This is a genomic window from Alteromonas portus (assembly GCF_005117025.1).
GTDB lineage: Bacteria > Pseudomonadota > Gammaproteobacteria > Enterobacterales > Alteromonadaceae > Alteromonas > Alteromonas portus.
Genome location: NZ_SWCO01000009.1, coordinates 16,717 through 33,189, shown reverse-complemented (window position 1 = coordinate 33,189; position 16,473 = coordinate 16,717). Strand labels below are relative to the sequence as shown.

The window sequence follows — 16,473 nt, the reverse complement described above, 5'->3', positions numbered from 1 at the left end:
TCTAATAACTTACCTTCAATGCAGCAAGGGGCTTTAAAGAGCATATATGTACTTTGTGTAGTAGGCATAGCTGCTTCTTGGGCTTTGTTCTTTTTTGTGTCCGCGCTCACAGCGCTTGCGGTACTAACAGGCGTAGTTGTCTTTAGTGCTTTCGTTTATAGCAAAAGTGCGGATGAAGTTGACGAGATCTATCCAATTAACGAATCCCTAGGGCAAAGCGAACAAGCGGGTAATACTGATATTAAAAAAGCGAGCGACGAGCTTGCTCTGTCTTTAAGCACATGCGACAGCAATTTATCGTCCATCAAGTCTACCCAAGATGACGCTGTTGAAACCTTATCCAATGCCTTTAGCAGCTTAAAAGCCCTTGTTGCACAGCAAATACAATGTATTGATGCATTACTGAGCGTTGATAGTACGCAAACACAATCTTACTCAGAACGCATGCGCACTTTCGCACAAGAAACTGACGGAACCTTAACGCAGTTCATCGATTCAACGGAGCAAATGTCTTCATCAACAAAGCATCTAATGGAACAAGTGCAAACCATTCAGCAGGCTATGCCTACAGTTATAGATGCACTTAGCGGTATTGATGATATCGCCGCGCAAACTAACTTATTGGCTCTAAATGCTGCGATAGAAGCGGCAAGGGCAGGCGAAGCAGGTCGAGGTTTTGCGGTTGTGGCTGATGAAGTACGCGCGTTATCTACTCGCTCAACCCAGTTTAGTGACGTCATTAAGACCCAGGTTGAGAACATTCGTAGTTTGGTAGATAAGCTCACCGACACAGCAGAATTTGTAGCTTCGCAAGATATATCCCAAGTTGTTAATGCTAAATCACACATTAGTGACCAACTGGCCGAAATCATTAGAAAGGCAGAAGCGGATCTTGTAACAACAAAACAAATTGAAGATATAGGCTCACAGCTTGATGAGTCGATAAACGCGGCCATTAGAGGAATGCAATTTGGTGATATCAATGGTCAGCATATCCAGTATACCAAAGACATGATCACGTTCATTTTAGAGCAGTTGGCGACACTGAATGCTAATAATATCGAGAGTTTCGTCAGTGCATTAAACGAGTATCAAAAAGGGATCGCTGCGAAAGGTAAAAATGATCATAACCCAGTATCAGCAACGTCTATGGACGCGGGAGAAGTTGAATTGTTCTAAGCTAAAAAGGAACAGGAAGCACCGTCAGTAATGACATACTTTGGAGAAGTGAGCATATGAGCAAACACATTTTAGTTGTCGACGATTCGGTGTCGATTCGTCAAATGGTAGAAATGACCCTTAAGGGAGCAGGCTACACCGTGACCACAGCCCAAGATGGTCAAGAAGCGCTCGATAAATGTAAGAGCCAGCAGTTTAACTTTGTCCTAACAGATCAAAACATGCCTCGCATGGATGGGTTAACCCTAATTAAAAACTTGCGCAGCTTAGGAGCATATAGCAGGACCCCAGTTGTAATGCTTACCACAGAAGCAGGCGACGATATGAAAGCGAAAGGTAAAGCAGCAGGCGCAACTGGCTGGATGGTAAAACCTTTCGATCCAAACAAACTTCTTGATGTTACTAAGCGCGTCTTAGGTTAAATCCAACTTCTCATACTTTAAGTCTGGAAGGATTCAGAATGAGCATCGATATTGAACAGTTCCATAGCGTATTTTTCGACGAGAGCGACGAGCACCTCGACGATATGGAACAGCTATTGATGAGCTTAGACGTCGAGTCTCCCGATCCTGAAGAGCTAAATAGCATTTTTCGCGCCGCCCATTCGATTAAAGGTGGTAGCGGCATTTTCGGCTTTGATGCGTTAATGAATTTAACGCACGTGATGGAGAACTTGTTAGATAAAGCTCGTAACAATGAACTCAATGTAACGGCTGACATTGTTAACGTGCTTTTAGAGACCCTCGACGTTTTAAAAGACACCTTAAACGCTTACCGTGATGAAACTGAAATTCCACAAGAAAGCATCGATGAGCGCATAAATATACTTAACGGTGTGATTAACGGGCAACCCACAGACGCTGACTCAATTGGTAATAATGAGGCACCTGAAGTAAGCGCGAGCGCACAAAGCGAAAGTGAACAGGACGATAGTTTTGGTTTCTTTGACAACGAAATTACTCAGGCTAATGACAATTCTGACGATGGCTTTGGCTTTTTTGATGATGAGCCTGTTTCCGGTCAACTTGATGAGAATAAGCAAGACAACGACGACGGTTTTGGTTTTTTTGATGACGTACCTGAAACAGCCGACCAAAATTGCGGTGAAAAGCCTTTGTTATCACAGCAAAACGACGGCGGCTTTGGGTTCTTCGATGAGGAAGAAACATCCAACAATAGCACTGCCTCTCACGCAGTAAAATCTGAGGCAGCAAACGCCGAAAGCACTAAAAAAGAGGAAAGCCAAGGTTTTGGTTTTTTTGAAGACGTACCCTCAGCTAGCAACATTAATACTGCACTAAATAAGTCCAGCGATAGCAATGCCGAAAATGTAAGCGGACGACCAAATTCAACAACTGCAACTAACGATGGTCAGGCCACAAAAAATGGCGCTGTGCCTACGCCTGCCAAACAAGCAGCAAAGCCTTCTGCAAAGAAAAGCACTGCCCGTGAATCGGCCTCGATACGTGTAGATACCACTAAAATCGATGCAATGGTTAACTTGGTGGGCGAATTGGTTATCACCCAATCCATGCTGTCTATGATTGGGCAAGACGTTGAAGGTCAAGTGGGTGAGCGGCTACAGCTTGCTATTGATGAGCTGCAGCGAAACACCCGGGAAATTCAAGAATCAGTGATGTCCATGCGCATGCTCCCGCTAACCGCAACCTTTAATCGTTTTCCGCGCTTAGTAAGAGATTTGGCTGGTAAGTTAGGTAAGCAGGTAGAACTGGTGCTACAGGGCGGCAGCACAGAAATTGATAAAAGTTTAATTGAAAAGATTGTCGACCCACTTACGCACTTAGTGCGCAATAGCATTGATCACGGTATCGAAATGCCTGAACGACGGGCAGCTTCCGGGAAACCGGAAAAGGGCACGGTTATTCTAAGTGCCGAACAAAAAGGCGGCAGCATCATTATTAGCATTATTGATGATGGCGGCGGTCTTCATCGCGACAAAATTCTTGCTAAAGCGCGAAGTAATGGGCTTGCCGTATCTGATGATATGCCTGACTCAGAAGTATGGCAGCTTATATTTCAACCTGGATTTTCAACTGCTGAAGCCATTACCGATGTATCAGGAAGAGGGGTAGGTATGGATGTAGTGCGCCGCAATATAGAGTCTATCGGCGGACGTATCGATATTGAATCGAGCGCTGGCGAAGGCTCAGCTTTCTTCATTCACTTACCGCTTACGCTAGCTATTGTCGATGGCATGTGTGTGTCGGTGGGTAAGCAAATTTTTGTGATCCCACTTTTAAATATTATTGAATCCTTCCAGCCCACAAAGCAACAGCTGAAAACCTTGGGCAACGACACTGTACTTTATATTCGAGACCAATACTGGCCTTTGGTCCCTCTTTACGACTTTATGGAAGTAGAAGGGGCTGCACTTTCTCCCACTGAAGGCATTGTGGTGTTACTTGAAAGCAGTAAAAAGCGCTTTGGTATTTTGGTTGATGCGCTAGTGGGCCAGCAGCAGGTAGTCATTAAAAGTCTAGAGGAGCATTACCGCAAAGTGGCTGGAATAGCGGGGGCAACCATTATGGGTGACGGTAAAGTCGCACTAATTATCGATGCAGACTCCATTGCTACAACCTATACCTCCAGCCAAATAGAGGAGTTACTTTCATGAGTGAAACTGCCTTGCATCAAGCGGTTACTGGCGGACAAGACAAAGAATACTTGAGTTTTGTGCTTGGCGATGAGCATTACGCCTTAGACATAACAACAGTGAAGGAAATAAGAGGGTACGAACAAGTTACCAAAATTGCGAATGCACCCGCCTTCATAAAAGGCGTGATTAATTTACGTGGTGACATCGTTCCCATCGTGGACTTGCGTATTAAGTTTAACGTAGGCGAGGCCACGTATAACGACTTCACAATAGTGATAATGCTGAACATTCAAGAGCGCATTGTTGGCATCGTGGTAGATGGTGTATCCGATGTTATTCGCTTGTCTGAAGAGCAAGTACTTCCGCCACCAGAGTTTGGCGTAGCTTTTGACAGCAGGTATCTACACGGCTTAGCCGATGTGGATGAAAACATGGTCATTCTGGTGAACATAGAAAGTTTAATTACCAGCGAAGAGCTGGGTTTAGTCGCACCTGAAAGCGTAAAAGACGACGCGTAGTTACAAGGTCCTTCACTAAACGGAAACACCTGACATTGGGAAATATTAGTTATGGGCGTATTTAATTTTCTTAACAGCGAAGAGTTAAAAATAGCGAAGCACGACGCGCTATTGAAGTCGAATATTCTAAAGGCCAGTGCCTCAAACTTGTTGGTTATCGACAAGTCGGGGGTTATTCACTTTCACACTCCCGCATTCCTGCGTATGGCAAAAGCCTACCCAAAGGACTTTTCTGTCAACGATGGTGAATCAACACTATCTGGCAAGCACATAGATGACATTACTATTGGTTCAAACATATCAGAAAACCCGTCGTATTTGATCACGCATGCTAGAGGGGATGACAAGCTGGATGTGGCACTTGCTGAACATAGTTTTTGTGTAAGTTCAGCTGTAACTACAATGGACGAGAACGGTACTCAGCTTTTTGTTACGCAGTGGCAGGACAACACTGAAAACAGACGTAATAAAGGTATGGTCGATGCCATTATGCGAAGCCAAGCGGTGATATCGTTTACCACAGACGGCGAAATCTTGTCTGCTAACGATAATTTTCTATCGGCCATGGGTTATGGCGAAAGTGAGGTGGTGGGAAAGCACCATCGTATTTTTGTTGACAGTGATTACGCACAAAGCGACGAGTATAGACTGTTTTGGCAGAAGCTAAAAAGCGGAGAGGTACACAGTGGTGAGTTTTGCAGAATTAACAAGCAAGGCGAAGAAGTGTGGATCCAAGCAACCTATAATCCCGTGTTTGATGAAGAGGGTGAGGTAGATTACATCATCAAGTTTGCCTCTGATATTACGGCGCAAAAACAAAAAAATGCGGATTACGAAGGGCAAATCACTGCCATTAATAAATCACAGGCTGTAATTGAGTTTGATCTTGAGGGGCATATTCTAAATGCCAATGAAAATTTCCTAGCCGCAATGGGCTATAGCCTGTCTGAAATTAAAGGGCAGCATCACAGTATGTTTGTTGACCCAAGCTATAAGTTAAGCGCTGAATATGCCGCTTTTTGGCAAAGCTTAAAAGCCGGAGAGCACAGCGAGGGGGAATACAAACGCGTTGCAAAAGGCGGCAAAGAAATATGGATACGCGCATCTTACAATCCCATCTTTGATAGTACCGGTAAGCCATTTAAAGTGGTTAAGTTTGCTACCGATGTAACCCAAGACAAATTAAAAAATGCGTATTTTGAAGGGCAAATTAACGCTATCAGTAAATCGCAGGCGGTCATTGAATTTGATGTAGATGGCAACATCATTACTGCTAACGATAACTTCCTTAACACTATGGGTTACCGCCTAGACGAAATTAAAGGTAAACATCACCAGTTATTTGTAGATGAAGAAACCCGGCAGTCAGAGTCGTACCAGCGTTTTTGGTCTGAACTTAAAGCAGGCAAGTTCTTTTCAGGAGAATTTAAGCGCATTAGTAAGACGGGTAAAAGTGTGTGGATCCAAGCCTCTTATAACCCTATAGAAGACATGAATGGCAACCCGTTTAGGGTGGTAAAATACGCGACCAACATCACTGAAGACAAGTTGAAAAACGCTTATTTTGAAGGCCAGCTAAACGCCATTAGTAAGTCTCAGGCGGTTATTGAATTTGATCTGGAAGGCGTTATTTTAAACGCGAACAGCAACTTCTTAGCGGCGATGGGGTACACCCTTGATGAAGTAAAAGGAAAGCACCACAGTATTTTTGTAGATCCTGCTTTTAAAAACAGTCCAGAATACGCAGCATTTTGGGAGCAGCTGCGCCAAGGCGTTTATGCAAGCGGTGAATATAAGCGTTTCGATAAATCGGGAAAACCAGTTTATATCCAAGCCTCTTACAACCCTATTTTAGACCAAAACGGCAAGCCGTTTAGAGTAGTGAAATACGCCACAGATGTAACGGGAAGAACGTTAGCCGTTGAAAGCATTAAGTCTATTATGGCTAGCCTTACAGACGGTGATTTACTGAAAACAATAGAGGAGCCATTAGAAGGCGACTTTAAGGTACTTGGTGAATCTATTAATCACTTTATTGGTGAACTGCGCGACACCATAGTGAAAATTCACACTGCTGTTGAAACCATCGATACTGCTTCAAACGAGATAGCTACGGGTAATGCCGACCTATCTAGTCGTACCGAGCAGCAGGCTTCTAGTCTAGAAGAAACAGCCTCTGCTATGGAAGAGTTAACGGGTACGGTGAAGTTGAACGCAGAGAACGCCGACCAAGCCAAAGGATTAGCAAGCCAAGCGTCGGAAGTGGCGTCTGAGGGCGGCAAGGTTATTGAACAAGTGGTACATACCATGGGTGAAATTAACGACTCTGCCCAGCGCATCTCAGACATCATCGGCGTAATTGATGGCATTGCATTTCAAACCAACATACTTGCGCTAAATGCAGCGGTTGAAGCAGCAAGAGCGGGCGAGCAAGGTCGTGGGTTTGCCGTCGTTGCTTCTGAAGTAAGAACGTTGGCACAGCGTTCTGCCGAAGCGGCAAAAGACATTAAGGCGCTAATCTCTGCGTCGGTTGATAAAATTGGCGATGGCAATGTATTGGTGAATAAGTCTGGCGAAACCATGGCTAATATTGTCACTGCAATTAAACGTGTTAACGACATTATGTCTGAAATTGCTGCGGCATCATCTGAGCAAGCCACCGGTATACAGGAAGTGAGTAATGCGGTAGTTCAAATGGACGAAATGACCCAGCAAAATGCTGCATTAGTAGAGCAGGCAGCAGCGGCTGCCGACAGCATGAGACAGCAGTCAGGCGAACTTGCACAGCGGGTATCAGTTTTCAAAGTAGGCAGTAATCGAAAGCTCGAACAGGCCTCTACCGCACGCTCGTTAAATGGCAGTAATGCATTACCTAAAGAGCGTGAAGTGCCTAAACAGCGGATAAAAGCACTGAATCCAGCCGCGCCGGATGCGTCGGACTGGGAGGCCTTTTAGTGTATGTCAGCAATGCAAAGCACGGAAGCGCAAAGGGAATTTTCATATAGCCGAAGAGATTTTGAACGGGTTAAAAGCCTGCTATTCAAACAAGCGGGCATTAACTTAGCCGACTCTAAAGATGCAATGGTCTACAGCCGCCTCGCAAGGCGGCTGCGTGCGCTAGAGATACACAGCTTTAAAGAATACTTGGCATACGTAGGAAGCTGTAAAGATGAAATGGAACATTTCATTAATGCGCTCACTACCAACCTCACAGCATTTTTCCGAGAGCCCCATCACTTTGAAGCGTTAGCTAATTACCTTCGAAGTCGCCCTCAAACGAAGCGAATTTGGTGTGCGGCAAGCAGCACAGGTGAAGAGCCTTACAGTATTGCGATGACTGTTGCGTCGGCATTTGGCACTTTTACTCCCAACGTGCAGATACTCGCTACAGATATCGACAGTAAAGTACTGCAGAAGGCCCGCCAAGGCGTTTATGCCCAAAACAGTATTAGTCAGCTTTCTTACGATCATAAAACCCAGTTCTTCTACAAAGGTAAAGGTTCGCAAACTGGAAGAGTAAGGGTGGTGGATGAGCTAAGAAAAATGGTGCAGTTCGAACCACTGAATCTAATGTCACCAAACTGGTGTTTAGATGCACCAATAGATGTGATTTTTTGCCGAAACGTCATGATCTACTTCGACCGGCCCACTCAGCATAAAATTTTAGCAAGAATGGTGAAATTGATGAGTGCTGACGGTATGTATGTCGCGGGGCATTCAGAAAACTTCACCATGTATCCTGAACTGGTCTCTCCCATGGGAAAAACAATTTACCGGCCCGTTGTTTAAAGGAACTTGCAGTATGAGTCAGGATGAAAACCCCATACGATATTTTGATAACCGGCTCCAGAAAGAAGCGGTTAAGATTCTGCCAGGGCAGTACTATGCGACGGCCTCAGACAAAGCACTGGTGACCATTCTTGGCTCTTGCGTAGCAGCGTGTATCTTCGACAAAGAAAAGAAAATTGGCGGTATGAATCACTTTATGTTGCCCGATCTTAATTTTACTACCAATCTCGACGCTTGCTTAGCCACAAAATATGGCGTGCACGCTATGAACATGCTTATAGATCAACTTGTTCAATTAGGAGCTCGTCGTAATAAATTGGTAGCCAAAGCGTTCGGTGGGGGAAAGGTGTTACCCGGATTTGTGCAGCAAGACATCGGGCGAGTAAATGCCGAGTTCGTTCTAGACTATTTAGATAATGCCAATATCCCACTCATAAGCAGTGATTTGATGTCTACCTATGCACGCAAAATTTATTATTTTCCCGCCGACGGCAATGTTTATATGAAGCGAATTCGAGAGTTCAACAATGCCACGCTATACGAGCGTGAGTCTGCGCATCGCGTACTACTCTCTGAGCAAGCTAAAACCGGTGTCATTTCATTTTCGGAACAGTCACATGCCTATAAAAGTCCTCGTCGTTGATGACTCTGCGTTAATTCGTCAAATCCTTTCAGAGATAGTGATGCAAGCCCCAGAGTTATTATTGGTTGGCGCTGCTCCAGACGCATACGTAGCCAAGCGAATGGTTCAAGAATTTAGGCCAGATGTCATTACCTTAGATATTGAAATGCCAAAGGTAGACGGGCTACGTTTTTTAGAAGTTATGATGAAGGCAATGCCAACCCCAGTGGTAATGATTTCTACGCTTACTGAGCGAGGGGCCGATGCAACTCTGCGCGCATTGGAGCTAGGGGCCGTGGACTTTATAGCAAAGCCAAAGCTAGGTGTTGCCCAAGGTATGGCTGAATACGCAGCAATAATTATTGAAAAGATTAAAGCTGCAGCTCACTCCAAGTTAGGCCATCCAACTGAAACTCGCGGCACTAAGCATGCTTCCATGCGCTACACCGGCACCGAAAAACTCATCGGTATAGGGGCGTCTACTGGCGGAACCGAAGCGATAAAGGATGTCATTATGCATTTTCCTCGCAATGCGCCCGCTACGGTCATTTCCCAGCATATGCCACCGGGCTTCACTACCACCTATGCCAAACGGCTGGATAGCCTTTGCGAAATAACGGTAAGGGAGGCAAAAGGTGGAGAGCGTTTATTGCCTGGGTTCGCGTATCTTGCCCCAGGCAATAAACATCTTAAAGTAGAAAGAAGTGGCGCAGACTACCGCTTAACCCTTGATGATGGCCCTAAAGTGTCAGGGCACAAGCCTTCGGTTGATGTGATGTTCGACTCGCTCGCTGAGCATGCTGGTGGAAATGCTGTTGGGGTACTGCTCACTGGTATGGGGCGAGACGGCGCAAAGGGGTTGAAAAACATGCATACCAAAGGCTCTATCACCTTCTGCCAAGATGAAAAAACCTCCGTGGTGTATGGTATGCCAAAGGTTGCTGTAGAAATGAAAGCCGCTAGCTTTATTAAGCCTTTGGAAGAAATTTCTGACGCAATACTTGATACACTCGAGGCCTTAGGTGCAGGAAGCCGGCTTTGAGTGGTTTCTGTTTCTTTATCGTTTAAAGCGAACCCACCGTTTTTTTCACCGACTCACCGCTTTCCTTATACCTTCGCGATATTCACCTCTGACGCTCACTCTTTATATTGGGGTGTCGCAAATGTCATTAAAGTAATAAGTTAACAAAAATATTCAAAAGTATAATTGTTGGGAGCGAAAATTAGACCATAATTTGATCGTGTTTTGTACAGCTGTTTACATGGCAGTTACAATTGAGGTGGAAACGTGGTCGCCATTGCATCAAATTATTTAGATAACTTTTTCTCTAGCAAGAGTAACGCGTTCATCGTCGCGTTTTTGATGATGCTAGCGAGTTGGAGTTTATCTTTTACATCCGTTGCGCATTTAGGCCTTGCTCTTAGCTCAGTATGTGTCGTTTTTTTGTTATTTGTTTTACTTAAAGTAACGAACAATCCTAAGGCTGATGTCGATAACAAACCGAATCAAACTGCTGTTAACCAACCTTCTGTAAAAAACGTCTCGGTAAATAGCGAGTCATTGGAAGTTGCAGTGTCTGAAGCAAGCAACATTCTCACTGTTACATCTTCGAATATTTCCGATATTTTCTCCACGCAAAGCGATGCAGTAGCCACGTTGAGCGAATCGTTTATTTCACTTCAAACGTTGCTTGGGCAGCAAGAAACCAGTATCAACAATCTGCTTAAAGACGATGATAACAGCGACTGTGCTTATGCCGATAAAATGCGCACATTTGCTTCTGATACTGATTCCACACTAACGCATTTTATAGCGTCAACTACTCAAATGACCGACTCTACAAGAGCGTTAGAAACCCAAGTACAAACCATACAGCAGGCAATGCCCACCGTCATTGAAGCGTTAAGCGGAATTGATGATATTTCCTCGCAAACCAATTTATTAGCACTTAACGCTGCCATTGAAGCTGCACGTGCTGGTGAGGCCGGTCGCGGATTTGCCGTTGTTGCTGATGAAGTCCGTGCGCTATCAACCCGCTCTACCCAGTTCAGCGATGTAATAAAAACCCAAATAGAAAACATTAAATCGCTTATCGACAAACTAACGGAAACCGCCGAAGTCGTTGCGTCTCAAGACATTTCTCACGTAGTTAACGCAAAAGAAACGATTAGTGAACAGCTTAGAGGCATTATCAAAAAAGCAGAATCAGATATACAAGGCGCGAGCGAACTCGAGGCCATCAGACAGCAGTTGGCAGACTCAACTGCAGCGGCCATTAGGGGGTTGCAGTTTGGCGATATAAACGGGCAAAACCTTACTTACACTCGTGAAATCATCGAGTTCGTTATAGAACAGCTGACGACGCTGAGCCCTGAAAGCGCAAGCAGAGTGCGAGAAAACCTAGAAAACTACCAACACTCGTTGACAGAAAAAGGCCAAGCGGATCACAACCCAGTTTCTGCCACTTCCATGGATGCAGGCGACGTCGAACTTTTTTAGCAGCAAGAAAAACATCCAGAAAGCAACGTAAGAACAATTTTGACAATTCAAAGGTGATTGAATTATGAGCAAAAGCATACTGATTGTGGACGACTCTGTGTCTATTCGCCAGATGGTTGAAATGACCCTGAAGTCAGCAAATTACAATGTAACTACGGCCCAAGATGGACAAGATGCGTTAGACAAATGCCAAGGGGCGCGTTTCGATTTCGTACTTACCGATCAAAATATGCCTCGTATGGACGGCCTCACGCTGATTAAGTCTTTAAGAGGTCTGGCTAACTTTCGTTCAACGCCAATTGTCATGCTGACGACGGAAGCTGGTGACGACATGAAGGCGAAAGGGAAAGCGGCTGGCGCTACAGGATGGATGGTGAAGCCCTTCGATCCGAATAAGCTGCTAGATGTGATGAAGCGAGTTTTAGGTTAGTTAAGCGTTGGTTTGAATAGGGCGAATGGGAGTCAATCATGACCATTGATGTAAACCAGTTTCACGGTGTGTTTTTTGATGAGAGTGATGAACACCTTCAAGACATGGAGCAGTTGCTCATGACCTTGGACGTGGATGCTCCCGACCCCGAAGAGTTGAACAGTATCTTTAGAGCGGCGCATTCCATAAAAGGTGGCAGCGGTATCTTTGGCTTCGACGCTTTAATGAATCTTACCCATGTCATGGAGAACCTGCTCGACAAAGCGCGTAACCAAGAAATCCAAGTTACTGCAGATATTGTTGATATTTTTCTACAAACCCTTGATGTACTCAAAGACACCTTATCAGCTTATAAAGAGCAAACAGAACTCCCTCAAGAACAAATTGATGCCAGTATTAAAGTACTCGAAGACACGCTTGCAAGTGCATCAGGGCAGCCGGTGCAAGATGCTCAGGAGCCTCCTGAACAAAACGCTGAAGATGAAGCGAATGAGATTGAGGGGTTCGGATTCTTTGATGAAGATGAGTCTGAGGCCCAAGCGCAATGTGAAAATGGCGCAGACGATATAGAAGGTTTTGGGCTATTTGACGATGAAGCGACATCTAGTGAAGCACACGCTGACGTAGAAACAAACCGTGACACCAGCAAGGTTGATGAAGGTTTCGGTTTCTTCGAACCAGAAAACCTTCCCGTAAAAACAGAGGTCACCCAGTCTGTCCCACCAAAACAGCCCATTGTGAAGCCGGTAAAAACTAAGCCAAAGGCAGCAGCAAAAGAAGCCGCATCAATTCGCGTAGACACTACCAAAATTGATGCAATGGTTAACTTAGTCGGTGAACTCGTTATCACGCAATCCATGCTTTCTAACGTAGGCCAGGAGGTTGAAGGGCAAGTAGGTGAACGCTTGCAGCTTGCAATAGATGAGCTTCAGCGCAATACCCGTGAAATTCAAGAATCGGTGATGTCTATGCGTATGTTGCCGGTGAATATGACGTTTAATCGTTTCCCTCGCGTTGTGCGCGACCTATCGTCAAAACTGGGTAAAAAAGTCGACTTAGTTATTCAAGGTGGCAACACTGAAATCGATAAGAGCCTTATCGAAAAACTGGTCGACCCGCTCACTCACTTAGTCAGAAACAGTATCGACCACGGTATCGAAAGCCCTGAAAAGCGCCTCGAGGCAGGTAAATCGGAAAACGGTACGGTTATTTTAAGTGCAGAGCAGAAAGGCAGCAGCATTATCATCGGCATTATTGATGATGGGGCAGGCTTGAACAAAGCCCGCATTTTAGAGAAAGCCACCCAAAACGGACTGGCAGTTACGCCCGACATGCCAGACAGTGAAATTTGGCAGCTTATATTCCAAGCGGGTTTTTCTACCGCAGCTGAGGTTACCGATGTATCGGGCCGTGGCGTAGGTATGGATGTAGTTCGCAGAAACATAGAATCGATTGGCGGACGCATTGAAATAGAATCATCGCAGGGTGAGGGCTCAGCGTTTTATATCCACTTACCTCTTACGCTTGCCATTGTAGATGGCATGTGTGTTTCGGTAGGCGACCAAATTTTTGTCATTCCGCTACTTAATGTTATCGAATCCTTTCAGCCCACCGCTTCTCAAGTAAAAACACTCGGCAATGACAAAGTGCTATGGATTAGAGATCAGTATTGGCCATTAGTGTCGCTGACCCACCTTATGCAGGTTGACGACGGCATTACTGAACCAACCAAAGGCATAGTCGTGCTTCTGGAAAGCAGCAAGAAACGCTATGGCGTGCTGGTGGACTCTTTAGTGGGGCAGCAGCAGGTCGTGATCAAAAGCTTAGAGCAACATTACAAAAAGGTCGCAGGAATTGCCGGCGCCACCATTATGGGGGATGGCAAGGTAGCCATGATTTTAGATGCCGACTCGGTAGCGGCAAATTGTACCACTATTCCGAATGAAGAGGTTTCACTATGAGCGAAGCAGCCCTGCAGCAAGCCGTAAGTGCGTCGAAAGAGAATGAGTTTTTAAGTTTCGTGTTGGGCGAGGAACACTACGCCCTAGATATCACGACGGTGAAAGAAATTCGCGGCTATGAGCAAGTCACCAAGATAGCTAACGCACCAAGCTTTATTAAAGGTGTAATTAATCTGCGTGGCGACATTGTGCCTATTGTGGATTTGCGCATTAAGTTCAACGTGGGTGAAGCCACCTACAACGACTTTACTATCGTCATCATGCTAAACGTTCACGACCGTATCGTTGGCATTGTCGTTGACGGGGTTTCTGACGTAATTCGCCTATCCGAAGAAGACATGCTGCCGCCACCTGAATTCGGTGTGGCGTTTGATAGTAAATACCTTCACGGGTTAGCAGATGTAGAAGAGCACATGGTTATTCTAGTGAATATTGAGAGCTTAATTACTAGTAATGAACTGGGTTTAGTTGAAACGAAAACACAAGCGGTTGAGGGCTGAAGAAATGGGAATTATGACGTGGTTAGAAGACTTCACGAAGGCAACGGATGTAAACCAAGCATTGAGAAACAAGCAGGCGCTTGATGCTACAACCTGCTGCATCATGATGGCCGACGCGGATAGAAACATCATCTATGCTAATCAGTCTGTGAAAACTCTGCTCAAAGAGAACGAAAAGAAATTACAGGCTGTCCTTCCCAGTTTTTCTGCTGATAATTTGGAAGGTCAGAATATCGACCAATTTCATCGAAATCCTTCACATCAGCGCAATATCCTTGCTGAATTAAAATCGACAATGACTTCTACAATTAGTATTGGCGATTTGAACTTCAAACTCACGCTTACGCCCTTTTTCGACCAAGACAACAAAAATATAGGCACTATGGTTGAGTGGGTCGACCAGTCTGAGTTGCTCATCAAAAGTACTATGTTAAATGTATTAAACGATGCGCAAGCTGTTATAGAGTTCAATGCTGATGGTGTTATCCAAAATGCTAACGATAACTTTCTGAATGCGCTTGGTTATAGTCTTAACGAAATTGTGGGTAATCATCACAAGATGTTCTGCGATAACCAGTACATTCGCTCTGAAGAGTACGCGCAGTTTTGGCGTGACCTTAGAGAAGGCAAGCCTCAAAACGGCGAGTTTTGTCGCTTTGACAAAATGGGTAAGGAAATTTGGATCCAAGCTACTTACAACCCAGTCTTCGATGGTGAAGGTAAGGTTATTCGCGTGGTGAAATTCGCCACTGACATTACTGCATCAAAATTACGTAATGCATATTTTGAAGGGCAAATTGAAGCAATAAACAAAGCACAGGCGGTTATTGAATTTGACCTAGAAGGAAAAATTCTTAATGCCAACGAAAACTTCATCAATACGGTTGGTTACAGCCTCGATGAAATTGTTGGCAAGCATCACAGTATGTTTGTAGATGATGAGTACAAGCGCAGTGTTGAATATAGTCAGTTCTGGGAACAGTTACGCCAGGGCGTGCAGTTCACTGACGAGTTTAAGCGTGTAGGCAAAGGCGGAAAAGAGGTGTGGATCCAGGCATCTTATAACCCCATCTTGGATCAAAACGGCAGACCCCATCGCGTAGTGAAGTATGCCATTGATATCACCGGTAGAAAGCAGGCTATAAGCGATATCAAAACCGCCATGAATGAATTGGTGCAGGGTAATTTAGATTGCCGTATTGAGCATGAGTTTGACGGTGAGTTTAGGGAGCTTGGCACATCAATCAACCGCTTTATAGATGATATGCGCCGTATTATAGGGTCTATCAGCGATGTGATGACCCGTTTATCTGGTGGTGACTTAACTGCTGAACTTGATGAGCAATTTGAAGGCGAATTCCAAGTATTGGGCGATGCTATAAATCAGTTCGTTGGCGAAATGTCTGGCACTATTGGTTCCATCTACCAAGCAGTAGAAACCATTAATACTGCTTCATCTGAAATAGCCACAGGAAACTCTGATCTTTCAAGTCGCACTGAACAGCAGGCGTCAAGCCTAGAAGAAACGGCGTCGAGTATGGAAGAGCTTACCGGTACAGTAAAACTCAACGCTGAAAACGCGGAACAAGCTAACAGTTTAGCATCGCAAAGCTGCGATATCGCTTCGCGCGGCGGAGAGTTAATTCGTCAGGTCGTCGACACTATGTCGTCAATTAACGAGTCGGCTCAAGAGATCTCAGACATCATTGGTGTTATTGACGGCATTGCATTTCAAACCAACATTCTTGCGCTAAACGCCGCTGTTGAAGCAGCAAGAGCGGGGGAGCAGGGACGCGGCTTTGCCGTTGTTGCGTCAGAAGTACGAAGCTTGGCCCAGCGCTCTGCTGAAGCGGCAAAAGAGATCAAAGAGCTTATTTCAGACTCGGTGAACAAAATTGATGGGGGCAATAAACTCGTCAATCAGTCTGGCGAAACAATGGAAGAGGTGGTGACCTCTATCAAGCGGGTAAACGACATAATGTCGGAAATTGCGGCGGCGAGTTCTGAACAGGCTTCAGGCATCGAAGAGGTGAGTAAAGCGGTAGTACAAATGGATGAAATGACGCAGCAAAACGCAGCGCTGGTAGAAGAAGCGGCGGCGGCTGCAGAAAGCTTACAGCAGCAGGCGGGCAATTTATCCGAGCGTGTATCGACGTTTAACATTGGTGGTAAAGCGGATATCGCACAGGCGGTTCCAAAAAAAGTACCGCAAGAAGATAGAGACAAAAAATTGGCTTCAGTGGCCATGCTAAAAACGAATAAGAAGTTAGCTCCAAAAGTGCCACATAACGATGAGTGGGAGTCTTTCTAGTTAACTAAAGGCGAATTCTTAGAAAGGGAATTCGCCTTTTTTATTA

Annotated in this window: 13 protein-coding genes; all 13 read left to right on the top strand. The window is 45.1% G+C overall.

What is annotated here, in order from left to right:
* The first annotated feature begins 18 nt into the window (after window positions 1–18).
* Window positions 19–1,179 (top strand): methyl-accepting chemotaxis protein, encoded by a 1,161-nt coding sequence (locus E5672_RS20090; RefSeq protein ID WP_420809578.1) that lies wholly within the window; start codon window positions 19–21, stop codon window positions 1,177–1,179.
* Between the two features lie 56 nt (window positions 1,180–1,235).
* A complete protein-coding gene (locus E5672_RS15620; RefSeq protein WP_071816745.1) occupies window positions 1,236–1,601 on the top strand; it encodes a response regulator in 366 nt (121 codons plus the stop codon).
* Window positions 1,602–1,639: 38 nt separating this feature from the next.
* Entirely contained in the window at window positions 1,640–3,814 is a 2,175-nt protein-coding gene (locus E5672_RS15615) for a chemotaxis protein CheW (RefSeq protein ID WP_136783056.1), read from the top strand.
* A complete protein-coding gene (locus E5672_RS15610) occupies window positions 3,811–4,314 on the top strand; it encodes a chemotaxis protein CheW (RefSeq protein WP_014947935.1) in 504 nt (167 codons plus the stop codon). Before E5672_RS15615 ends, E5672_RS15610 begins: the two co-directional genes overlap by 4 nt.
* 51 nt (window positions 4,315–4,365) lie before the next feature.
* Complete coding sequence (locus tag E5672_RS15605) at window positions 4,366–7,269, top strand: methyl-accepting chemotaxis protein (RefSeq protein ID WP_136783055.1); 2,904 nt, start codon at window positions 4,366–4,368, stop codon at window positions 7,267–7,269.
* A gap of 3 nt (window positions 7,270–7,272) precedes the next feature.
* Window positions 7,273–8,103, top strand: a complete 831-nt coding sequence (locus E5672_RS15600) for a CheR family methyltransferase (protein WP_136783054.1) — start codon at window positions 7,273–7,275, stop codon at window positions 8,101–8,103.
* A gap of 13 nt (window positions 8,104–8,116) precedes the next feature.
* Window positions 8,117–8,746: a chemoreceptor glutamine deamidase CheD gene (gene cheD, locus E5672_RS15595; protein WP_136783053.1), complete on the top strand. Its 630-nt coding sequence runs from the start codon at window positions 8,117–8,119 to the stop codon at window positions 8,744–8,746.
* On the top strand, window positions 8,721–9,767 hold the full coding sequence (locus E5672_RS15590; protein WP_136783052.1) for a protein-glutamate methylesterase/protein-glutamine glutaminase: 1,047 nt from the start codon (window positions 8,721–8,723) through the stop codon (window positions 9,765–9,767). The genes cheD and E5672_RS15590 overlap by 26 nt, the downstream gene beginning before the upstream one ends.
* Window positions 9,768–10,013: 246 nt before the next feature.
* Window positions 10,014–11,225 (top strand): methyl-accepting chemotaxis protein, encoded by a 1,212-nt coding sequence (locus E5672_RS15585; protein WP_136783051.1) that lies wholly within the window; start codon window positions 10,014–10,016, stop codon window positions 11,223–11,225.
* 64 nt (window positions 11,226–11,289) lie between these two features.
* A complete protein-coding gene (locus E5672_RS15580) occupies window positions 11,290–11,655 on the top strand; it encodes a response regulator (protein ID WP_039217225.1) in 366 nt (121 codons plus the stop codon).
* A 38-nt stretch (window positions 11,656–11,693) separates the two neighbouring features.
* A complete protein-coding gene (locus tag E5672_RS15575) occupies window positions 11,694–13,616 on the top strand; it encodes a chemotaxis protein CheA (protein WP_136783050.1) in 1,923 nt (640 codons plus the stop codon).
* A complete protein-coding gene (locus tag E5672_RS15570) occupies window positions 13,613–14,116 on the top strand; it encodes a chemotaxis protein CheW (protein WP_136783049.1) in 504 nt (167 codons plus the stop codon). Before E5672_RS15575 ends, E5672_RS15570 begins: the two co-directional genes overlap by 4 nt.
* A 4-nt stretch (window positions 14,117–14,120) precedes the next feature.
* Window positions 14,121–16,427, top strand: a complete 2,307-nt coding sequence (locus E5672_RS20085; protein ID WP_136783048.1) for a methyl-accepting chemotaxis protein — start codon at window positions 14,121–14,123, stop codon at window positions 16,425–16,427.
* The last annotated feature ends 46 nt before the right edge of the window (window positions 16,428–16,473 follow it).